17 protein-coding genes and 1 pseudogene are annotated in these 22,133 nt (G+C 37.5%); 8 read left to right on the top strand and 10 right to left on the bottom strand.

Features of this window, described 5'->3' with window-relative positions; translation table 11 throughout:
* Positions 1-143 precede the first annotated feature (143 nt).
* The gene (gene nhaC, locus MHB51_RS13280) at positions 144-1,520 is read right to left on the bottom strand and encodes a Na+/H+ antiporter NhaC (protein ID WP_342559487.1); all 1,377 of its coding nucleotides are present in this window, start codon (positions 1,518-1,520) and stop codon (positions 144-146) included.
* A 337-nt stretch (positions 1,521-1,857) separates the two neighbouring features.
* Between nhaC and MHB51_RS13285 the strand changes: the two genes are divergently transcribed.
* On the top strand, positions 1,858-3,543 hold the full coding sequence (locus MHB51_RS13285) for a methyl-accepting chemotaxis protein (RefSeq protein WP_107943441.1): 1,686 nt from the start codon (positions 1,858-1,860) through the stop codon (positions 3,541-3,543).
* A 401-nt stretch (positions 3,544-3,944) separates the two neighbouring features.
* Here the strand turns inward: MHB51_RS13285 and MHB51_RS13290 are convergent.
* Both MHB51_RS13290 and MHB51_RS13295 read right to left on the bottom strand, forming a co-directional pair.
* A pseudogene (locus MHB51_RS13290) lies at positions 3,945-4,250 on the bottom strand (transposase); the annotation flags it as partial.
* Positions 4,251-4,418: 168 nt separating this feature from the next.
* The gene (locus MHB51_RS13295; protein WP_342558344.1) at positions 4,419-6,452 is read right to left on the bottom strand and encodes a methyl-accepting chemotaxis protein; all 2,034 of its coding nucleotides are present in this window, start codon (positions 6,450-6,452) and stop codon (positions 4,419-4,421) included.
* A gap of 214 nt (positions 6,453-6,666) precedes the next feature.
* Here MHB51_RS13295 and MHB51_RS13300 point away from each other — a divergent pair, with 214 nt between their 5' ends.
* Entirely contained in the window at positions 6,667-7,320 is a 654-nt protein-coding gene (locus tag MHB51_RS13300) for a DUF1801 domain-containing protein (RefSeq protein WP_066165350.1), read from the top strand.
* 106 nt (positions 7,321-7,426) lie between these two features.
* Here the strand turns inward: MHB51_RS13300 and MHB51_RS13305 are convergent, their stop codons facing one another.
* The 5 genes from MHB51_RS13305 to MHB51_RS13325 form a co-directional block, all read right to left on the bottom strand.
* The gene (locus MHB51_RS13305; protein ID WP_066165354.1) at positions 7,427-7,750 is read right to left on the bottom strand and encodes a MazG-like family protein; all 324 of its coding nucleotides are present in this window, start codon (positions 7,748-7,750) and stop codon (positions 7,427-7,429) included.
* Between the two features lie 66 nt (positions 7,751-7,816).
* Positions 7,817-9,289, bottom strand: coding sequence for a glycerol kinase GlpK (gene glpK, locus MHB51_RS13310; protein ID WP_342558345.1), 1,473 nt, complete (start codon positions 9,287-9,289; stop codon positions 7,817-7,819).
* Between the two features lies 1 nt (position 9,290).
* Entirely contained in the window at positions 9,291-10,232 is a 942-nt protein-coding gene (locus MHB51_RS13315; RefSeq protein WP_066165360.1) for a transketolase C-terminal domain-containing protein, read from the bottom strand.
* The gene (locus MHB51_RS13320) at positions 10,216-11,073 is read right to left on the bottom strand and encodes a transketolase (RefSeq protein WP_342558346.1); all 858 of its coding nucleotides are present in this window, start codon (positions 11,071-11,073) and stop codon (positions 10,216-10,218) included. Before MHB51_RS13320 ends, MHB51_RS13315 begins: the two co-directional genes overlap by 17 nt.
* A 2-nt stretch (positions 11,074-11,075) precedes the next feature.
* The gene (locus MHB51_RS13325; RefSeq protein WP_066165366.1) at positions 11,076-12,506 is read right to left on the bottom strand and encodes an L-fucose/L-arabinose isomerase family protein; all 1,431 of its coding nucleotides are present in this window, start codon (positions 12,504-12,506) and stop codon (positions 11,076-11,078) included.
* Positions 12,507-12,734: 228 nt separating this feature from the next.
* Here MHB51_RS13325 and MHB51_RS13330 point away from each other — a divergent pair, with 228 nt between their 5' ends.
* The 6 genes from MHB51_RS13330 to rbsK all read left to right on the top strand — a co-directional run bounded on the left by MHB51_RS13330 (position 12,735) and on the right by rbsK (position 19,632).
* Positions 12,735-13,763 (top strand): LacI family DNA-binding transcriptional regulator, encoded by a 1,029-nt coding sequence (locus tag MHB51_RS13330; protein ID WP_342558347.1) that lies wholly within the window; start codon positions 12,735-12,737, stop codon positions 13,761-13,763.
* Between the two features lie 36 nt (positions 13,764-13,799).
* Positions 13,800-15,278, top strand: coding sequence for a sugar ABC transporter ATP-binding protein (locus MHB51_RS13335; protein ID WP_107943436.1), 1,479 nt, complete (start codon positions 13,800-13,802; stop codon positions 15,276-15,278).
* Between the two features lie 6 nt (positions 15,279-15,284).
* Positions 15,285-16,223, top strand: coding sequence for a ribose ABC transporter permease (gene rbsC, locus MHB51_RS13340; protein ID WP_066165370.1), 939 nt, complete (start codon positions 15,285-15,287; stop codon positions 16,221-16,223).
* Between the two features lie 24 nt (positions 16,224-16,247).
* Entirely contained in the window at positions 16,248-17,174 is a 927-nt protein-coding gene (locus MHB51_RS13345; RefSeq protein WP_342558348.1) for a sugar ABC transporter substrate-binding protein, read from the top strand.
* Between the two features lie 68 nt (positions 17,175-17,242).
* A complete protein-coding gene (xylB, locus tag MHB51_RS13350) occupies positions 17,243-18,739 on the top strand; it encodes a xylulokinase (protein WP_342558349.1) in 1,497 nt (498 codons plus the stop codon).
* 11 nt (positions 18,740-18,750) lie between these two features.
* On the top strand, positions 18,751-19,632 hold the full coding sequence (gene rbsK / locus MHB51_RS13355) for a ribokinase (RefSeq protein WP_342558350.1): 882 nt from the start codon (positions 18,751-18,753) through the stop codon (positions 19,630-19,632).
* Between the two features lie 175 nt (positions 19,633-19,807).
* Here the strand turns inward: rbsK and MHB51_RS13360 are convergent, their stop codons facing one another.
* Together MHB51_RS13360 and MHB51_RS13365 are read right to left on the bottom strand one after the other, a co-directional pair.
* Positions 19,808-20,509 (bottom strand): response regulator, encoded by a 702-nt coding sequence (locus tag MHB51_RS13360; protein WP_342558351.1) that lies wholly within the window; start codon positions 20,507-20,509, stop codon positions 19,808-19,810.
* A complete protein-coding gene (locus MHB51_RS13365) occupies positions 20,510-22,111 on the bottom strand; it encodes a sensor histidine kinase (protein ID WP_342471704.1) in 1,602 nt (533 codons plus the stop codon). It abuts the gene before it with no gap.
* Positions 22,112-22,133: the final 22 nt, after the last annotated feature.

Here is a 22,133-nt window from a genome sequence, read left to right on the forward strand (position 1 = left end):
TTCAGACAACCTAAAAATAATTAAAAGTACAGTTGTTCAGAAAGTGCGACATTTTCTGGATAACTGTACTTTTACGATAAATTGAGCTATTTGCTTCAGCAATAGAAACAATGGGACTTAAAGTAGCATTGAAAACGATTCAATTAAATCTTTGACAATGTTCTCCCGCTCCAAGCGAAGAAAATCGTTAGAATTGGTCCAAGCAAGCAGAAGAAGGCAAATGGGAAATAATCAACGGTTGAGACGCCCAGCACATCTGTAATAAAGATGCCACAAACACTCCATGGTATGAGCGGGTTGACGACTGTGCCTGCATCCTCTATTGCGCGAGCTAAGTTTTTTGGTGCAAGACCGACTTTTTTATATTGGTCCCGGAAAGTTTCTCCGGTCAGTAAAATAGCTAAATATTGCTCACCGACTAAAGTGTTGATGCCAACACCTGTAATTGCAGTACCTGTAATAACGGAGCGTGCTGTTGTGAGTGTGGATTCAATTTTAGCGAAAATACTTTGGATAATACCAAGCGTAAATAATAAACCACCCATACTTAATGCTAGCAATACTAATGTAATAGTGAAAAACATGCTCGCAATACCGCCACGACTGAGCAACGTATTAACATCCTCATTTAATGTATTGGATGTGTAGCCGTTAAATAGAATATCTAATATCGCAGCCATTGAAAGTGTGTCGTGTAGAAAAGATAGCGCGATACCAAATATAGAGCCTATCGCTAATGTTAGCAATGCGGGTATCTTTTTTATAGACAAAATAACTAGTAGTACAAGCGGTAATAATGCATACCAATGCACTAAGTTTGTTGCGAATAGTGTCGTTTGAAAAGCTTCGATACTTTCAAGAGATGCCGTTGTACGCTTTGGTGATAGAAGTGCGTAAGCAATGATAGAAATAATAAATGCTGGCACAGTTGTCCATGCCATGTTTTTAATATGTTCAAATAAATCGATGCCAACAATGCTAGATGCTAAATTCGTCGTATCGGAAAGGGGTGACATTTTATCACCGAAAAATGCACCTGATACGATAGCGCCTGCTGTTAGCGCAAGTGATAAATCCATCGTACTCGCCATGCTAATAAACGCAACACCGACTGTAGCAACAGTCGTTAATGAGCTACCAATTGTGATGCCAACAATACATGTAATAACAAAGACAATAGCAAAGAAAAAGCTAGGTGTTACAGTAGAAAAACCGTAATAAATCAATGTAGGAATCGTCCCGCTAATTATCCAGCTACTAATGAGTACACCGATTAAAAAGAAAATAAAAACGGCAGCTAGACCAGATTGAGCGCTGTTTACCATTCCTTGCTGAAGCTGTTGGAACCGCACCTTTTTTAATAAGCCATATATAATTAATAAAGTGATAATGATAAGAATCGGGATATGTGGTGGTGCGCCAAATTGAATAATACTCGCACTCATAATACCGATAATTGCTAAAACGATTATAACCGCTTCCCAAAATGAGGGAGCTACTTTCGTTTCTGTACGCAATATAAGAAGCCTCCTCTAAGATGTTTACTCTTTCACTGCAACGCGTTGAAGTGACGGAGTGTATTATAGCATAAAGCATACGCGAAGTATAGGTGAAAACTGAATTCTGATTTTATATAAAGTATCGAATTAAGATAGGCTTATTGGAGAAAATGAATGTGTTTTAGAAGTTGCAGTAGAGGTCTTAAAAACCTTATATTAGGAAAATTTTATCTATTATATAGGTCCGTAATAATGAGAGGTGTAATGTGAGCTAAATCTTCTCATACGAATGCATTATTGCACAACATATAAATGGTTGGCATAATATAGAAGGTTAATACTGTGAAGGAGGAAGAAAATGAGTGTTGGTAAGAAGTTAAATATCGTATTTTTCTCAATTATTTTTTTACTTTTTATTATAGTAATATCAGGGTTAATAAATATTAGTAATGTTGATAAGAAGATGGAAGAGGCGCTTGAAAATCGAGTTGTCCAAATTCGCATTGTTGATGATATACGTTTCGGCATAGCTGCGCAAGGGGCTTATGTACGTGCTATCGCATTAAAAGCTACAAAGGAAAATGAAGAGAAATTTTTTGCGAATCAGCAATTATTACAAGATAAAATGGATGAGCTATCAGGTTTATTCAAAACCGACACGATGATAAATCATCATAAAAATATGCAGGAAAAAGTTGAGCAATTTAATGCTACTGCTGAAACATTTTTAGCTACTATTAAAGCTCGTCATATTAGTAAAGCTCAAGATATTGTAAATAATGAGTTACAGACAATTAACACAGAAATTTTAAACATTGCAGATCAAATGGTGGTATATCAAGATGGGAAGTTGAATGAAATCTCAAAGCAGTCGGCAACAGCAATTACCATTGCTAAAACTACTTCGATTATTTTAGTCATTGTAGCAGTATTAATTGCTATCGGTCTTGTTATTTTCGTTAAGCGAGCTATAACAAAACCGTTAGTAAGAATAGTTGAATCGACAAATGTAATTGCACAAGGGGATTTAACGGAGCCAGATATTCCAGTACAAACGAAGGATGAGATTGGTCAGCTTGCCACAGCCTTCAATTTAATGAAGGATAATTTGAAAGGTCTGCTTGGCAATGTACAATCCAACTCGGAGCAATTAAGTGCAGCAGCAGAGCAACTCTCGGCGAGTACAGAGGAAGTGACCGCAACAACTACAGATGTGACAAATCGTGCATCAAATACCGCTGAAATCACACGAACAGCTTCTAATGCTGCAAATGAAAGCGCAAAAGCAATGGAAGAGACGGCTGTTGGTGTACAACGCATCGCTGAAGCCGCGCAGGACTTGCAGACAAGCTCTGTAGATGCAAGTGCAACAGCTACAAATGGTAGCGTCATTATTAATAAAGCGAAGCAGCAAATGGAAATGATTAATAGTTCTACAACAGAAGTAAATGAGCTTGTACAAAAGCTATCGAAGCAAACAGAAGAAATTAGCCAAATGACAAAGGTCATTACAGATATTACAGAGCAAACAAATTTACTTGCATTAAATGCCGCAATTGAAGCTGCGCGCGCAGGGGAGCATGGGAAAGGCTTTGCAGTTGTAGCAGATGAAGTGCGTAAGCTTGCAGAGGAGTCAAAAAGCTCTGCCAATACAATTGTTACATTAACAACAGAAATTCAATCTGATACAGGCAGTGTTGAAGCTGCCGTAAATCATTCTCTTCTATCTGTTAAGGATGGGGTTGAAATTATCAATCAGGCGGGACAAGCATTCCACGCAATTGAGGAAGCAGTAACGAATATGACAGAGCAGATTGAAGATATTTCGGCTACTTCCGAGCAATTATCAGCAAGTGCAGAGCAGGTGTCGGCATCTGTAAATGAGATTGCCACGAATGCGATAGAGTCCGCTACTGATATTGATATGGTAGTAGCAGCTATGCAGGAGCAGGCTGCTACTATGGAAGAAGTAAGTGGTGTAGCAGTGAACTTAAGTGATAATGCGCAGGATTTGCAAGCACAAATTCAAAGATTTAAAGTGTAAGAAGATGAAGTATTCATTGAAAAGAGGCTGTCCAAAAAGCCGTGCATAGCCGGCATTTTGGACAGTAGCGATGATGTTTCGCAAAATGTTGATTCCTATAAACAGAGAACGCCTCTTTTAAAAAGGTGATGAACATTGACTTTAGCAGCGTTATCCTTCAGTAAAAGGGAAGCGATGAAAACATTTATTTCCATGCGGAGGTCAAAACAAAATGGACTTTTCGGACAACTCCCTTCTTACCTCCAGTCAATAGCTTTTAAGAAAATAATTAAAGTTTTGAAAAGATTTTTTTGTGAGGGTGGGGGTATCCCGACCCTCACAAAAAAATTGCGCATACCAAAGAGACCTCACGAATTTTCTTTTTTTCGAAAGGTCATTGTGCTATAGTTAATTTACTTTGGTTACGATTTCTGAGCTGGTAGTGCGGACTCATAATCGTACAGAATGCCTTGTGTCATTAACTGAAACGTCATTTTCAGAAACTTATTGATACAGGCGACAATCGCAACCTTATGAGGCTTTCTCTGAGGTTGCGTTTTTAATTTATCGTAATAATCTACCAGATGATTGTTAGTCTTTTTCCGTAACGTAATCATCGTACAAATCATAAAAAATAAAATCTTTCGTAGCTTCTTATTTCCTCTTTTATTGATACGATCACGATACTGTGTGTTACCCGATTGATAACGCATAATATCAAATCCCACATACTAAACTGATTCAAATAAGGGTGTGAAGTCAGCCGGTTTTTAATACGGATTCTAAAATGATCCTAGGAGCTTGTTCAACTTTCCTTCACTTCTACTACTAATGTTAGTATGTTTTTAATATTGTTGAGGAAGCTTCAAAGATTAATTCATAGGGGAAGTCCCCTTCTATTTTGCGGTTTGAAAACGAGCTACTTCTAGCTGTAGTGTTTGGGCTAGCTGCGCTAATTGCTCAGATGCATCGGCCATCTCAGCCATTGTTGCTGATTGCTCTTCGGTGATAGCTGATATACTGAGTGTATGCTCATTTGTAGTAGCTGATTGCGCTCGTAAATCGTTAACGATGGAGGCAATAGCCTGTAGTTCAGAAAATACTTGTGCAGTATGTTTATTCGTTACATCAATCATTTGTTTTAAGTTATTGATAGACGCTTCAATGTCTTCGAAAATTATGCCTGTTTGTTGTACAGACACAATGCCTGATTCAGCAATTTCTTTGCTTTTCCCCATCATAGCAACGGCTGTTGCTATTTCTGTTTGAATTTTTCGCACCATTGCCGCAATTTCATTAGATGTATCACCAGTTTGTTCAGCTAGTTTTTTTACTTCCCCTGCAACTACGGCAAAGCCTTTGCCTGATTCTCCAGCTCTTGCAGCTTCTATCGCGGCATTTAAGGACAATAAATTCGTTTGGTCAGCAATTGATGAAATAAGTGTGCTCATCATTTCGATTTTTTGAGACTCGTCTTTTAAATTGACAATTAGCTCAGCACTTGCTTCGACTTGCCCATGAAGATGGGTTATTTCAGAAATAAAATCATGTACTTGTGAAGCGCCATTTGTTGCGGCTTTTACTGTTGATAAGGAGCTCTCTACAACCGTTTGTAAAGTTTCTGAAAACTTCTCCATATTTTCTGTAATATTCACTGTTAGCTTATTCAATAACTCGTTCATTTCATACTGATTTGCACTATTTTCCGTCATTTCTGTCATTGATGTTGCTACACTCGTTATAGAAGTATGTACTTCGCTGACGCTAGCGGTTAGCTGCTCTGAAGTAGCCGCAACAGTTTCGGAGCTGTAGTGAATATTGTTCATAATATGATTAAGAGAATCTATTGTTGTATTATAGGAAGTGGCCATTTCCCCAAATTCATCTTTAGAATCAACAACTACATGTTTTGTTAAGTCTCCAGTAGATAAGACACCTAGTTGATTGTTTATTCTGTCAATTCCTTTTGTAATATATTTATTAATTATAGTCATAGTTGCGACAATTAATAATAATAAAAGGCCACTAATTAATATTTGTTGCGTTAAAGATTTTTGTAATGGGGCGTACATTTCTGCTACTGATGCTATTAACACTACTTTCCATGGCATACCAGCAATTTTTTGATAGTAAACTATATAGGACTCTCCGTCTATTTCAGCGGTAAAGGAACCGTCCTCCTGAGTGATTTGTTCTACTGATATGGATAAATATTCCTCTATAGTTGTTGAGTTTACTTTGTTTATATCAGGATGCGTTAAAAATAAGCCGTCTGAGTCTACCAAAAATGCATAGCCACTATCGCCTATTTTGACGTCAGAAACAATTTCTTGAATAGAGTTTAGTACGTAGTCGCCTGATATAACACCAATAGGCACTGAATTTCTTGTTATTTGCACAGCCGCTGTAATAAATGTTTGCTGAAGTGCTTCGTCAAAATAAGGAGTTGTCCAAACAACATCGCTAGAATCAAGCCCTAGTTGATACCAGTCTGTTGAAGGATAATCGTAATCGGCATCTTCATAAACAGTTGTATAGACGATTTCATTTCCTTCTTTATAAGCATACGGCCCGAAATACTCATTTAAAATATTTGTATTAAACCAGATGCCCATTCCAAATGTTTCCTGATTAATTGGTAGCACTTTTTCAAAATACTTTTTTGCTTCTTCTCTTGTCATGAATTCACTTTTAGCTTCAAAGGAAGATTTGGTGCTTAGCATCATTTGCGAGTGCAGGTTCAGCTTCGTTAATACTGACTCGGCTGTTTTATCAAGTGTTAATGACATTTCATTATGAACAGCACGCTCCATATTAGCAGAGCTATTCATATAATTAAGGGCTGCTATGATTAAAAGAAACACAACAGTAATAAAGATGATAACACTTACTTTAGAACGAATTTTAAGATTTTTGAATAGCTGATTCATGAAATATCCCCCTTTACTGTAAAATATGGTCAAATAATCTTATGCATCATGTGCTAACTAGTTTAATTTTATCTATAATATAATAAGAATACTATCTTTATTCCTAACGAAATTGTAAATCAATTATAAAGAATTGTAATTCCCTATTTTTGGAAATACTTATTTAAAGAAAACATATTGAGGTTTAAATAATATTTTTGTGAGGTGTTAATGAATGAATAAAAGCAAGCTAAATCCAAAGGTAGATGAATTTTTAAGCAATGTGACCACATGGAAAGAGGAATTTGAAGCATTGAGGGGAATGCTGTTAGATTGCGGGCTAACCGAGGATTTCAAATGGATGCATCCGTGCTATACGCAGCGCAATAAAAATGTCGTACTCATCCATGGCTTTAAAGAATATTGTGCGCTATTGCTACATAAAGGGGCATTATTGCCAGACCCAGCAGGTATTTTAGTGCAGCAAACAGAAAAGGTACAAGCAGCACGCCAAATTCGCTTTAAAAATTTACAGGAAATACAGGCACTTGAGCAGACTATAAAGGAATATATTAACGAAGCCATTAAAATTGAAGAGGCAGGCTTAAAAGTAGAAGTGAAAAAAGAAGCGGAAATCGAAATGCCTGAGGAGCTACAAAGCAAATTTGAGGAAGATGCCATCTTCCAAAAGGCTTTTGAGGCACTAACGCCAGGTAGGCAAAGAGAATACATTTATCATTTTGCCCAAGCGAAGCAATCTAAAACGAAGATAGCACGCATCGAAAAAAATATGCCGCGTATTTTAAACGGCAAAGGTTTGCGCGATTGCGTCTGCGGCTATTCCAAGCGTATGCCTACATGCGATGGCTCACATAAAAATATGGAATAAATCTGTATACTTTCGGTACAATAAAGAGGTCGTCTGAAAAATCATTTTGAGACGACCTCTTTGCGATAGGAGAGAGCTGTCACAATCTTCTTCTCAAAAAAGCTTTTCAGACGGTTTCTTTATATCGATTCATGAGCTTTTCTTTATGGCTAATCATAATTTCGGTTAAATCAATATCATACTTATCTGCCAAGATAAAAAGATTATCGAGCACGTCGCCAAGCTCCTCTTTTAAATTGTCAATTTGTTCTGTTTTAGTTAATGCCGCTTCATCTGGACGGTCACGCCCAATTTCAATTGTGCGAATAGCTCTTGAAACTTCGCCAACTTCCTCCGTTAAAAAGTTTACGCGAATAAATGGACTTAGCTGATACCAATTGCGTTCCTTATAAAATGCAGTAATCCACTGCTGGTATTCAAAAATATTCATAAACAATCCCCCTGCAATTATCCTCTCGTTATATGATAACAAAAAGATGGGAAAATGCGGTCGCAATTAATAAAATAAGTTTAAATTTTGAGCAATACTGTCCCATTGCTTTTTCTTTTGAATAGCTCTTTGAGAATCCCAAGTTGGATTAAAACTGCGATAAGTTATAAGTTGATTCTCAATCGTTCGTAAATCCCACCAGCCTAAAGCAAGACCACAAATAAATGCTGCTCCGAGAGGGGAAAGGTCCATTTTATCTGTTGTTTTAATGTTTAGTTGTAGGAAATTTGCTAAATCCTGAATAAGAAAATGATTTGAAGTCGCACCACCGTCACAGCGTAGTGCCTGAATCGTTAATGCTGATTCTTTTGTAATTAATTGTGTTACATCTCGAATTTGGTGTGCGATACTTTCAATACATGCTCTTATAATATGGGCACTTGAAGAGCTGCGACTTAGCCCATAGATAGCGGCTTTCGCTTCACTATTCCAGTACGGTGCGCCCATACCGTGAAAAGCTGGAATAATAACAACCCCCTCACTCGAAGGTGTATTTTCTAGAATCTCCATCAATTCCTTGTAATTTTTAAATAAACCTAAATTATTTTTTGCCCATGAAATGGTATCACCAGTGCTATAAATAATACCTTCTAAAGCATAATTAATTTCTGATTTAAGCTTCCAGGCTACGGTTGTTACTAGTCCATTTTGAACAGGGATGGGGCTGTTGCCAATGTTCATCAAGACAGATGTACCCGTGCCTAATGTAGCTTTTGCCATACCGACTTTAAAGCAGCCTTGAGCAAATAAAGCCCCCTGTGAATCACCAATTACACCGTAAATAGGAATAGCAAGCAGTGCTTCGGGCAAACGTAAATCATTCGTACTGCCGAATGCAGCATCTGATTCTAAAATTTTAGGCAACTTTGCATTATCCGCATTAAATAATGCGATTAATTCCGAATCCCAATCGAGTGTATGAATATTAAATAGTAGGGTACGGCTTGCATTCGTATAATCTGTAGCATGTACTTTTTTATTTGTTAAATTATAAATAATCCAACTGTCCATTGTTCCAAAATAAGGCTGCTGCATGCTGGGATATGCTTGTAGTAGCCATTGGAGTTTTGTAGCAGAGAAATAAGGATTAATCAATAAGCCCGTTTTTTCTGCAATCATATCATGATGTCCAGCTTCAATTAATTGCTGACAAAGAGGAGCTGTACGATTGCATTGCCAAACAATTGCATTTTGCACTGGCTGCCCCTCTTGATCCCATAGTAAGCAGGTTTCGCGCTGATTCGTTATTGAAATTGCCTCGACATCTCCATTTTTTAATTGCTGTTTCTCCACTAATTCATGGAAAAGCTGCAAGAGGTTCTGATAGATTTCCACAGGATTATGCTCAAGCCATCCAGGCTGTGGATATATTTGCCGATGATCAAGCCCCAATTTATCAACAATATTTCCTTTCTTATCAACAAGAAATACTTTTGTTGAGGAAGTGCTTTGGTCGATAGTTAAAATAAATTTACCCATTTTAATCAGCCTTCTTTAAAAATGCTGTAATATCCTCTGCTAGTTGCTCGGCATTTAGCCCATAGTGATTGAATACTTCCTTCGTTTTACCTGCAATAGCAGGCTCGTCAGGGATACCATATATTTTCATTGGAACGGACTGTGATTGTACAACAACTTCTGCAACAGCGGAGCCTAAGCCGCCGTAAATTGAATGCTCCTCAAGCGTTACGATATATTTTGTTTCTTGAGCAGCCTTGATAATCGCTGCTGTATCTAATGGCTTGATTGTATGCATATTAATTACTCTACAGTGAGTATTAGACTTCGCTAGCTTTTTGCTCGTATCAAGTGCAATTTTGACGGTTTCACCACAAGCGATGATTGTTACATCGTTACCTTCTGCAAGTTGAATAGACTTACCTATTTCAAAATCGAAATTATCAGAGTCGTACACATCGGCTACCGGATTACGTCCAATTCGCATATAGGCCCCCTGCTCATAGTTTGTTAAAGCTTCAATCATTTTCTTTGTTTCGTGACGGTCAGCAGGTACGACTACCGTTAAATCGGGAATCGCTCGAGTCACTGCAAAATCCTGTACAGAGTGGTGTGACATACCTAGTGCACCGTAACTAATACCACCGCTAATACCGATTAGCTTTACATTTGTTTGAGAGTAGGCAACATCGACTTTAATTTGTTCAATGCTCCGCATACTTAAAAAACAGGCGGGGGAAGTAACGAAAGGCTTTTTACCGCTGTGCGCTAGACCAGCCGCAATACCAACAATATTCTGCTCTGCGATGCCAACCTCAACAAACTGCTGGGGATAAGTTTCGGCAAAGGGTCCCATTGCAGCAGAGCCTCTGGAATCACTTGCTAATACATAAATAGAAGAATCTTTTTTAGCCAATTCTAAAAGTGTGTCACATACAACTTGTCTATTAGGAATTGTATTCATTAGCTACTAGCTCCTTTCGATAGCTGTCGATTTGTTGTTGCAGTTCTGCTACGGCTGACTGTAGCTGCTCCTCTGTTGGTACTTTATGATGCCAGCCCACTTGATTTTCAGCGAAGCTAACTCCTTTACCTTTAACAGTTTTCGCTAAAATTAATGTTGGTTTATCGCTTGTTGAATCAATGGCTTCAAAAGTTGCGACGAGCTGCTCCATGCAGTTTCCGTCAATTTCTATCACATTCCAACCAAAGGCTGCCCATTTCTCGTTAAGGGGATCAGAGGAAAGGACATCTGATGTACTGCCTGAAATTTGCAGCCCATTCATATCTACTATGCCAACTAAATTCCCTAGCTTATAATGCGCCCCAGCCATGGCAGCTTCCCATATAGAGCCCTCAGCCTGTTCACCGTCACCCATTAAACAGTAAACTTTGTAGCCTATTTGCTCACGTCTGCTTGCTAATGCCATACCTACACTGATGGATAGCCCATGCCCTAAAGCACCTGTGTTCATTTCGATTCCTGGTACTTTATTGTTTGGATGACCTATTAATCTAGAACCAAATTGGGAAAATGTTTCCAATTCTTCTTTCGGAAAATAACCCAAATCAGCTAAAATGCACCAAAGTGATTCGACAGAATGCCCTTTACTTGCAATAAAACGGTCACGGTTTTCTAGCTTACTATTTTCTGGTGAATGCTTCATTATTTTATAATAGAGTGCAGTTAAAATATCCGTATTGCTTAAAGAGCCCCCAGTATGACCTGCTTGCGCTCTCGTAATCATTTGCATAAGGTCTATTCGAATTTGAGCAGCTTTTATTTTTAAATTAATAATATCCATGCTTAAAATTCTCCTCTCAACCATGCTTTAATATAATCTTCACTAGGTGTTGCTGGATCTGGAGTTAATCCATCAATATATTTACACGCTTCATAAAGAGCTGCCCCAACGCTTGCATGTATACCAACGATATGATGAATATATGGTCCGGTTACAAGTTTTTCCTCCCATAATGGCCAATTATCAACTTCAACCCATACCCAAGAGCCTCGCGTATAAGGACCTGAAATGCCACGGGCATTACCAAAGAATAAAGAGTATTCCCCGTGATCGCCATCAAAACGAGCTAATGTCATTTCGCCACCTTTAATTTCACCTTCATGTGTGCCCGGTGCATGTGAATCAAATAAGAAATGTTTTTGCAATCTAGGTTCTTCCTCTACACTTAAAGAAACGGGGAAGTTTCCACAGTGGAATAGTAATTCACCATTATCATTTTCAGGATGGCGTATTGTTAAATCTGCAAAGAAGGTAGGACGTTCATTAAGCGCTGCTGCTTGAAGCATAACTGAAGAAATTGCGCCATGAATATCCGTTTCACAAGTTACAGGAATTTGTTCATCTGTCAAAATGGCATTTGCCAAGCAAGGCATAATACCGATTGCATCTTGTAAAGATGACCAGCATTGTATAGCGATTGCAGAACATTTATTTTTCTCCGCTAAATTTTTCATAGCTACTTTTAAAGCGCCAATTTTTCGGATATGCTCCTCCTCGACATCGATAGCAGTAAGGTGCTTCTGAACATAGGCGATAGCGTCTAATAATTCTGGAGGATTTTGAGCTTCAACTTTATTTGTTTGGCGTTTGATTTCTTCTAGGGTAATAGGATGTAATTCAACGCCGAATTTTTCTAATAATTCACCTTCATTACAAATAACAGACCAGAAATCTGTAGGACGTGGTCCAATTTGTAAAATGCGTAACGAACGGAATTGCTTCACCACATTAGCCGCACCGATAAAAGTACGGAAGCCACGTTCAAAAACAATATCCTCGACAGAGCTATTGACAATATAAGAGAATGGGACATTGAAGCGACGAAGTATTTTACCTGTTGCAAAAAGTCCGCATTGTGTATCGCGTAGGCGCATGCCGTTTTCTAATGGTGCTTCGTCGCGCGGTCCCCAGAGTAATACAGGTTTATTCAGCTTTTTTGCAACCCGTGCAACGCTATCCTCTGTTCCAAAATTACAATGAGGGAAAAATAGTGCATCAACCTTCTTCTCTGTAAAGCGTTCAACAATCTTTTCTTCGCAATCTAAATCGCCATATAAAAGCCCCTCTTTATTTATTCCTTCTAAATCAACTATTTCAATGTTTAAATTAAAGGAATGAATTTTATTTAAAATTAACTCCTTATACCTTTGAGCGTCTTCAGCACTAAAGACATTTCTACGTGTAGGTGCATAACCTAGAACTACTTTCTCCATACATGTCAACCCCCTCGACATAATTTAATGGTTCAACACTGTGAAATTGGGTGTGTTGAACCAAGTTAATTTTGATTCTATCATTATCGGAATAATTAGACAATAAAAATAGTTTAGCTATTAACTAAAAAATAACTAAAATAAAACTAAAATAATTAGTAAAAAACACTTTTAAAATTCAGATTATTATGTTAATTTATTAAAGAGAATAAATAATTGGGTGATAAAATGATGAAAATAGAAGATATTGCAAAATTAGCGAATGTATCAAAATCAGCTGTTTCTTTAGCTTTGAATGGTAAAAAAGGTATTAGTGAAAAGACGAGAGATAAAATTTTACGAATTGCAGATGAAAATGGTTATATGCATAAAAGTAGTACTAGTGAAAAGATGAAATTTAGTAAACTAACAGTACGATTTTTAGTTGTAACAGATACATCATTTATGCAAGAACAGTATGAGAAAAAACCTTTTTTTAGTGAATTAATTCAAAGTGTGCAGGAGCAATGTGCTCAATTTGGGTGTGAACTTACTCTTTCAACAATGGATTTGAAAAGTTTATTAGAAAATAAATTTGAATACACAGCAGCAGACCAAGATGGAGTTATTTTACTAGGTACAAATCTTACAAAAGAGCAGATTTTATTAATTAAAAATCAGTTTAGTAAATTAGTAGTGTTAGATACATTGGTACCTGAATTAGAGGTTGATTTTGTTGTTATGAATAATCGCATGGGGATTTTCCAAGCAGTGCAACATTTAGTTGATTTAGGGCATAAAAACGTGGGTTATATCAAATCTGAGGAGCGCATTCCAAATTTAGATGAACGACAAGAAAGCTTCAAACAAGCAGTTGAACGTTATGGTTTGGATAATAGCTTTGTCAAATATCAATTGACTTCAAATCATATCGGTATAAACCGCTCCTTTCAAAAGTGGATAGAGGAAATTCAACAAGAAGGTAATGCACCAACTGCTTTGCTTTGTGAAAATGATTATTTAGCTATTAGTACTATAAAGTCATTGATAGATATGGGTATACGTGTACCGGAGCAAGTTTCGGTGATTGGCTTCGATAATATCAATGAATCTGTTGTTATTACGCCAGAACTGACAACTATTCATGTGGATAAGCAACAAATGGCAGCGATGGCTGTAAGAAGGCTCAACTCTTTAATTCGTGAAGAAGAAATGAGTATAAAAGTAATGGTTGATACAAAATTAATTTTTAGAAAATCAACAATAGGAATGGAATGATTTATTGCAAATAGCGATATTTTGGGGGTGGCAGTATTGGAATTAGTCATGTCGAATATTAAAAAATCTTTTGATGAAGTGAAAGTATTAAAACATGCTCAAATTCATGTAAGACCGTCAGAGGTACATGCGCTTATGGGGGAAAATGGGGCTGGAAAATCGACATTAATGAAAATTTTAACAGGTGTCTATACAAAGGATGAAGGAGAAATTCGAATTAATGGCGAGGTGGCTCAAATTCATTCGATTAAAGACAGCGAGAAATCTAAAATTGCCTTTATACATCAAGAATTAAATGTGCTGAATGAAATGAGCATTGTGGACAATATGTTTTTAGGTAGAGAAATTACCAATCGTTGGGGCTTTGTTGATAAGAAAAAAATGGAGAAGCTTGCAACTGAAAAATTGCAAATGCTTGGGTTAGAAGTAAACCCGAGTATAAGTATCAAATCTATCTCTGTCGGCAAACGTCAGTTAGTAGAAATTGCTAAAGCATTATTATTAGATGCAGAGCTGATTATTATGGACGAGCCGACAGCAGCTTTAACAGAGAAAGAAATTCGATTGCTTTTCCAAGTAATCAGACAGCTTAAATCACAAGGGAAGTCCTTTATTTATATATCGCATCGCATGGAAGAGATTTTTGAAATATGTGATGCCATCACAGTAATGCGAGATGGCACATTTATAGGGGAAAAAAAGAAAGCGGATACAAGCTTTGATGAAATCGTTAAAATGATGGTCGGCTATGACTTAAGCGAACGTTTCCCACGACTTGAGCGCGAGCCGGGAGAAGTTTTGTTAGAAACAAAAGATTTAACGTTGGAGGGGAGATTTGAAAATGTTAGCTTCCAAGTGCGGGCAGGTGAAATATTAGGTTTTTCTGGGCTAATGGGTGCTGGACGTACAGATGTAATGCACGCCATTTTTGGAAGCTGCCCTGCTGCCAAAGGGAAAATTTATATTAGGGGTAAAGAGGAAAAAATTAATTCACCCAAAACAGCAAAAAGCTTGGGGATAGGCTTTATTACTGAGGATCGAAAAAATGAAGGAATTATATTGGATTTCAGCGTGAGTGAAAATTTAATGTTATCTGCATTAAAGGATTTTACGACATCAAATTTTATTAGCGATAAGAAAAGGTTATCCGAAATGGAGAAGTACAAAAAGAAGCTCAATATAAAAATGGCTTCTTCGAATAGTAAAATTGCTAATTTATCAGGAGGAAATCAACAAAAGGTAGTTATTGCAAAGTGGTTGCATACGAATCCTTCCATTCTTATTTTAGATGAGCCGACACGAGGTGTAGATATTGGTGCTAAAAAGGAGATTTATGAAATTATCAACGATTTAAAAGCCGCTGGTGTTGCCATTATTTTAGTGTCAAGTGAGCTACCCGAGGTTTTAGGTATGTGTGACCGTATTGCTGTAATGAGAGAAAAGAGATTAGTAAAAATTTTTGAACGGGATGAAGCAAATCAAGAAAATATTATGGATTTTGCAACGAGAGGGTGAGGAAGAATGGCTAAAGCTAGAGCGATTTATGATAAATACGGGACGGTAATTGTTTTACTACTGCTAGTAATAATTATTTCAGTAATGAATCCTAAATTTTTAACTACATATAACATTTTGAATATATTTAGACAAGTTTCAATCAATGGTTTGATTGCATTAGGTATGACCTTTGTTATTTTGACAGGGGGAATTGATTTATCAGTCGGTGCTATTTTAGGTTTATCTGGCATGGTATTAGGTTTATTAATTTTAGGTGGAACACCTGATGTTATAGCGATTATCATTGTTATCCTTTTAGGTGCGGGATTGGGGCTATTCAATGGTTTTCTTGTAGCAAAAATAAAGCTTCAAGCCTTCATTGTTACGTTAGCTACGATGACGATGTTCCAAGGGATTACTCTTATTATTTCAGATGGAATTCCAGCAATGGGTGTAACGACAAATGCAAAATTTTTAGACTTTATTAGTCAAGGAAAGCTTCTTGGGCTACCCTTGCCGATGATTATTTTTCTAGTTGCATTTATCGTTTTATATATTTTAATTGAAAAAACAGTATATGGACGCGGTGTTTATGCAGTTGGGGGGAATGAGGAGGTAGCGAGGCTATCCTCGATTTCCACAATTAAGACAAAAACGCTAGTATATGTGATTAGCGGTGCGATGGCAGCTTTAGCAGGGGTTATTTTAACATCGCGCTTAAGCTCTGCACAACCAACTGCGGGTGCTGGGTATGAATTAGATGCAATTGCAGCTGTTGTAATTGGTGGCACAAGCTTAGCAGGTGGTAGAGGTAGAATTTTTGGAACATTAATTGGGGTACTCATTATTGGTGTGCTAAATAATGGTTTAAATATTATTGGCGTTTCATCATTCTATCAGCAAGTTATAAAGGGGCTAGTTATACTTATTGCGGTTATTTTAGACCGCAAAAGTTCTAGATAAATTAAACTTTAGGGGGAAATGTTTATGAAAAAATTGTACTCTTTATTCATGGTAGCAGTATTAATGGTCTTTTTAGTAGCGTGTAACAGTGAAGGCTCTTCTGGAGAAGGAGATAAAAAGCTTGCTTTGTTAATGGCTGATTTAGGGAATCCATTTTTCCATGTTTTACGTGATGCCGTAAAAGAACAGGCTGAGTCATTAGGCTATGAAGTAATTGTCTATGATGGTCAAAATGATGCATCGAAGCAACCATCTCAAGTAGAGGATGCTTTACAAAAAGGTGTCTCAGCGATTGTCATTAATCCTGGTGATGAGGACTCTACGGCAAATGCTTTAAAAGAAGCCATTGCACAAGGGATTCCAGTTGTTACAGTTGATCGTAAAGTAAATATAGATGGAATTTTATCGTATTTAGTAACGGATAATACGAAGGGCGGCGAATTAACGGGTGAATGGTTAGCTAATAAACTACCTGAAGGTGGAAATGTAGTGCATATTGAAGGGGTGATGGGAACAGCTCCTCAACGCGAACGTGGCGGTGGTTTTTTAAGCGTTATTGATCCAGCTCAAAACTCAGATAGTAAGTTTACTATTTTAGATACGGTAGTTGGTGATTTTTCAATGGCTCCAGCAGAAGCGGCAATGTCAGATTTATTAGCAAAGCATGATGATATTGATGCGGTATTTGCCCAAAATGATACGATGGCTGTAGGTGTAGTGCGTGCAATTGAAACGGCTGGTCGAGATAAGGATGGCATTATCGTTATCGGGTTTGATGGCGCACAAGAAGCATATGATTTAATCGAGGAAGGAAAAATGTCTGTAACAGCCGTACAAGACTTTACATTTATCGGTAAAGAAGCTGTTAATTATGTAGATGCTTTCTTAAAGGATGGAACAAAGCCTGAACCAGAAATACTAGTAGATGTTTATATGTCAGATTCAAAATAATTCATCAAAGTGTCAGTAAAGTTTTTAGTAAACTAGCTGGCACTTTTTTATCCTAGAGGTGACTTTTCATGAAAGAGGTAGTAATCGGAATTGATTTAGGTACAAGTGCTGTAAAAATCATCATGATGAATAAGAATGGAGATATTGTTGGGCAAACAATAAAAGCATATGAACTTATAGAATTGCAGGATGGCTATGTAGAGCAAAATCCTGATGATTGGGTAAAGCAGACGATAGAGGGCTTGCATGAGCTTTTACAGAAAGATGAAAACATAAAAGTAGAGGGTATTTCATTTTCAGGTCAAATGCATGGGCTAGTCATGCTTGATAAGCGCTTAAAGCCTATTCGAAATGCGATTTTATGGAATGATACGCGCACGACAAAGCAATGTAGAGAGTTAGAAGAATTGTTAGGAGAAAGCTTATATAGTATTACTAAAAATGACGCACTAGAAGGGTTTACTCTCCCAAAATTATTATGGATTAAAGAGCATGAGCCTCTAAATTATGAACAACTACATGTATTTGTATTACCAAAAGATTACTTGCGCTTACAATTAACTGGGAGCTTACATATGGAATACTCCGATGCGGCAGGGACACTTTTGCTTAATATGGATACACTGGAGTGGAGTAAGGAAATATGTGAGCGTATAGGGCTTTCTATAACGATTTGTCCACCATTAATAGAATCCAATGCCTTAGCAGGATTCTTATTACCACAATATCGAGAAATATTTAGACAGGATAAGGAGATTCCTGTTTATGCAGGAGGTGCGGATAATGCGTGTGGTGCTTTAGGTGCTGGAATTGTAGATTCGTCAGCGGCATTAATTAGTATCGGTACATCAGGTGTTGTGTTAACATTGGGGACTAAATTGAGTTATGCAGGGAATTTTATACACTCGTTTGCACATGTGAAAAAAGATGCGCATTATATGATGGGTGTAACGCTTGCTGCGGGGGAAAGTTTAAGATGGTATCGTGAAAACTTTGCTGCACAGCAAAGTTTCGATGAATTGCTTGATGAAATGAAGCAAGTACCTATAGGGTCTAGTGGTTTATTATTTACACCCTATTTATTTGGTGAGCGTACACCCTATGGAGATTCTACAGTAAGAGCAAGCTTTATCGGAATGAAAAATACGCATATGAAAGCACATTTCACCCGAGCGGTGGTGGAAGGGGTTACTTTTTCATTAAAGCAATGTTTTGATTTAGTCATGCAGCATAGGACGGAAATCCAGCATATTGTATGTATTGGTGGTGCAGCAAAAAACGAGCTTTGGCTACAAATAATAGCTGATATATTTGGTATGCCTATCTATACTTTAGCTAAGGAGCAAGGGCCAGCATTGGGTGCGGCTATGCTAGCCTCAGTGGGGATAAAGTGGGTAGCCTCGTATAATGAGGCGGCTTCTAACTATGTGAAAAAGACAAAAGTGTATAATCCCAATATAGAAAATCATGAATTATATATGAAGTATTTTGAATGCTATAAAATGGTTTATGAACAAACGAAAATATTGAATGAAATGCAGAAGCGTGTGGAATTTACAGAATGAGCGGTGATAATATGAGTATAGCAGTAGTAGGTAGCATTAATATTGATTTAGTATACAAAGTACCTCATATCGTAAAGCCGGGACAAACGATTCATAGTACAGATGTGGCAGTGTATTTTGGAGGAAAAGGAGCTAATCAAGCTACAACAATAAGCAAGCTTGGTGAAGAAGTGCTAATGATAGGAAATGTCGGGCAAGATGATTATGGTAAACAAGCGATTCAAAACTTAGAGACTGCTAAAGTAAATACACAATACATTACTCAAAATGGTGTAACAGGCCAAGCATTAATACAAGTGGCTGCCAGTAGTGAAAATAGCATTGTACTATATGCCGGAGCTAATTATCATTTAATTCCTGAGCAAATGACTAAGGATATTTTTAATGATTGTGAAATGATTGTAATGCAGTTAGAAATCCCTCTAGAGGTCATTGAGCATGTTGCGGAAATCGGTCGAAGCTTAGGGAAAAGAATTATTTTGAATCCTGCTCCAGCACAGCAATTAAGTGATAATCTAATTGCAAATATAGATATATTAATACCGAATGAAAATGAACTAGCGACTTTGGCTGATATGGATATAGATAGTTTAGATGCGGTTGAAAAAGCAGTAGAAAAGCTTAAAGCAAGGGGAGCTAAATGTGTGATTGTTACACTAGGTGAAGAAGGTTGCTATTACTGTAGTGACGATGAAAAGGGCTTTGTCTATGCAGATAAAGTGCAAGCCGTTGATACAACGGGAGCTGGTGATTCATTTGTAGGAGCAATCACAGTAGCGCTTCACAGAAAGTATGCTTTAAGAGAGGCTATTGAGTTTGCAACAAAGGTAGCGGCATATGTCGTAACTAGAGAAGGGGCACAGCCGGATTTCAATGATTTTATTACGTCTTAATTAACTGCTAGACCTTTACTTCAATACTTGAAACGAATGAAGAAATAATAGTCTGTAAAAAGCTGATTCATGGGGCTGCGTGTCTCATTTGATTGAAAATCATCGAATGTATAATAAAAATCCACGCCTATAGAGGTTGTAAAAAACCGCTTCTTTAATAGGCGTGGATTATTTGTTAATCAATATAGTAATGATTTGTCGGTCGACCGACGCTGCCATAACGGATTTCGACTTGGATAAGCTGCTGCTTCTCCATAAAATCGAGATAGCGTCTGGCGGTTACGCGAGCAACGCCGATAGCGGAGGCGACTTTATCAGCAGAAGCTCCTTCTGGCTCTGTTTTTAAATATTGCAACACCTTAAACAATGTTGCCTTGTTTAAGCCCTTAGGTAAACTTTCTAAATTGTCTAGCTTGCTAGCAGGCTCTGCCACCGTAGCTGACTCATTGCGCATGAAGGAATCTAGTTGCTGCTGTGTCAGCCCTTCAGAGGAGTTGGCAGCACGTTTGAATTGGCGGTAGTTTTTTAATGTTTGTTCCATGCGTTCAAAGGTAAACGGCTTCATAATATAATCGAACACACCGAGATGTAATATTGACTGAATAGTCGGTACATCATTTGCTGCTGTGACGGATATGACATCGACTTTAATATTTTGCTGTCGTATTTGTCGCAATGTTTCGATGCCATCTAAGCTTGGCATAAAAATATCCATAAAGACGAGCGCGGGCTTTAGTTCCCTTATTTTTTCTAACCCTTCGATACCATTTGCAGCCATGCCGATAACTTGGAAATTCTCGACTCGCTCGATAAATTGCCGATTTACCTCTCGTACCATTGGGTCATCCTCTATAAGTAAAACATTGATTATATCCATTTATTGTTCACCTTCCATTTCAAACGAAATAATAAAGCTTGTTGCTATATTAGGTGTACTCGTCACCTCAATAGAACCATGCCCCTTTTTAATAATTTCTGCAATAAGGTGCAGCCCGATGCCATGATTATCGGTCTTTTTTGTAGAAAAACCATTTTCAAATATGCGCTGCCGCACCTCTTCTGACATTCCAATGCCATTGTCACTTACCATAATAGCTAATAAACCATCATGCTCAGCAATTGATAGCAAAATATGCTTTTCTGCGCGCTCTACTTGCTGTAAAGCGTCGAAGGCATTTTCGATTAAGTTTCCAATTAATACAACAAAATCATGATGGTCTAAAAATGGTGGGAAACGTGTTAAACTACTTTCCTCATCAATTTCGACAACGATATCTAGTTCTTTACCACGGCTAATTTTACTTAAAAGCAGACCAGAAATATGCTCGTGTAAAAAGCGTTCCTGTAAAAATTGCGTCATCGAAGTTTCATTTTCCTGTGTGACCTTTAAATATTCAAGCGCTTGGCTCGTATTACCGAGCTGTAACAGACCAGCAATTGTATGTAGTTTATTTTTATGCTCATGTGTTTGAACACGCAAGGCTTGTACAAATGCTTTAACACCTGTTAGCTCCTCAGCAAGCTTCCGTACCTCTGTTAAATCCTTGAAAATAGCAACAGCACCAACAATTTTCCCCTCCACTTGGATAGGAATACGGTTGCTTAAAATACTATGCTTATTAATATAAAGCTCCTGATTATAAATAGGCTGCCCCATTTGAACGATTTCCGGTAGGCGAGTATCTGGTAATACATCATATATTTTTTTTCCGATATATTCATTAGGGTCGTCGTATTTACCTAGAATACTGCCTGCTTTGGCGTTAAATATTGTAATCGTCATCTCGTTATCAACCGCGATAATACCATCTTGTATGGCATTAAATGTTTCTTGGCGTTCAACATATAATTTAGCAATTTCCTCGGGCTCGAGATTAAACATACGCTTTTTAATATGACCTGCTAAAATAGACGCGCCCCACATGCTAAATAACATCGACAATAAAATAGTAATGATGATTTCCGTAGCGTTGTCCGAGAAAATTTTATATAGTGTAGGCATTGCATAAGCGACAATGACTACCCCTACTTGCTTTTTATGCTCATTTAAAATGGGCACGAAGGCGCGAATCATAATACCAATGTCGCCCTTTGCTTTCGAAATATAGTAATGCTCGCTAAAGGCAGGATTTAAGTCCTCAGATTCACTCTTTTTCCCGAGCTCGCTTGAAGCAGGGTGGGAGTATTTGATACGATTCATATCCATGACCACGATATATTCCGCCATATTAATAACGCGCACTTCTTCAACTGTATGATTAATTAGCTTAATTGCATCTGGGCCCCCTTTTTCAAGCTGCTGTACAATATCAGGCATATTTGAAACTGTACGGGCAATGAGCATCGCACGCTGATTATAATCCTTTTCTTGCTCATTCAATAAATTGCTAATCACAAAAATACCTGCAATTAAAAAGGAGAAGGAAATAATAAAAAAGGTCATTAAAACAATTTTTTGATGCATAGTTAAATTGCGCATAGCCTCTCCTCCTTTTTTTCTT

This window comes from Metasolibacillus sp. FSL K6-0083 (assembly GCF_038630865.1).
In the GTDB taxonomy this organism is placed as follows: Bacteria; Bacillota; Bacilli; order Bacillales_A; family Planococcaceae; genus Metasolibacillus; species Metasolibacillus fluoroglycofenilyticus.

Bases quoted from the DNA above. Each gene is read 5' to 3' on its own strand.
- MHB51_RS13285 (WP_107943441.1), top strand. From the start codon at position 1,858: ATGAGTGTTGGTAAGAAGTTAAATATCGTATTTTTCTCAATTATTTTT.
- MHB51_RS13295 (WP_342558344.1), bottom strand. From the start codon at position 6,452: ATGAATCAGCTATTCAAAAATCTTAAAATTCGTTCTAAAGTAAGTGTT.
- MHB51_RS13300 (WP_066165350.1), top strand. From the start codon at position 6,667: ATGAATAAAAGCAAGCTAAATCCAAAGGTAGATGAATTTTTAAGCAAT.
- MHB51_RS13305 (WP_066165354.1), bottom strand. From the start codon at position 7,750: ATGAATATTTTTGAATACCAGCAGTGGATTACTGCATTTTATAAGGAA.
- glpK (WP_342558345.1), bottom strand. From the start codon at position 9,289: ATGGGTAAATTTATTTTAACTATCGACCAAAGCACTTCCTCAACAAAA.
- MHB51_RS13315 (WP_066165360.1), bottom strand. From the start codon at position 10,232: ATGAATACAATTCCTAATAGACAAGTTGTATGTGACACACTTTTAGAA.
- MHB51_RS13320 (WP_342558346.1), bottom strand. From the start codon at position 11,073: ATGGATATTATTAATTTAAAAATAAAAGCTGCTCAAATTCGAATAGAC.
- MHB51_RS13325 (WP_066165366.1), bottom strand. From the start codon at position 12,506: ATGGAGAAAGTAGTTCTAGGTTATGCACCTACACGTAGAAATGTCTTT.
- MHB51_RS13330 (WP_342558347.1), top strand. From the start codon at position 12,735: ATGATGAAAATAGAAGATATTGCAAAATTAGCGAATGTATCAAAATCA.
- rbsC (WP_066165370.1), top strand. From the start codon at position 15,285: ATGGCTAAAGCTAGAGCGATTTATGATAAATACGGGACGGTAATTGTT.
- MHB51_RS13345 (WP_342558348.1), top strand. From the start codon at position 16,248: ATGAAAAAATTGTACTCTTTATTCATGGTAGCAGTATTAATGGTCTTT.
- xylB (WP_342558349.1), top strand. From the start codon at position 17,243: ATGAAAGAGGTAGTAATCGGAATTGATTTAGGTACAAGTGCTGTAAAA.
- rbsK (WP_342558350.1), top strand. From the start codon at position 18,751: ATGAGTATAGCAGTAGTAGGTAGCATTAATATTGATTTAGTATACAAA.
- MHB51_RS13360 (WP_342558351.1), bottom strand. From the start codon at position 20,509: ATGGATATAATCAATGTTTTACTTATAGAGGATGACCCAATGGTACGA.
- MHB51_RS13365 (WP_342471704.1), bottom strand. From the start codon at position 22,111: ATGCGCAATTTAACTATGCATCAAAAAATTGTTTTAATGACCTTTTTT.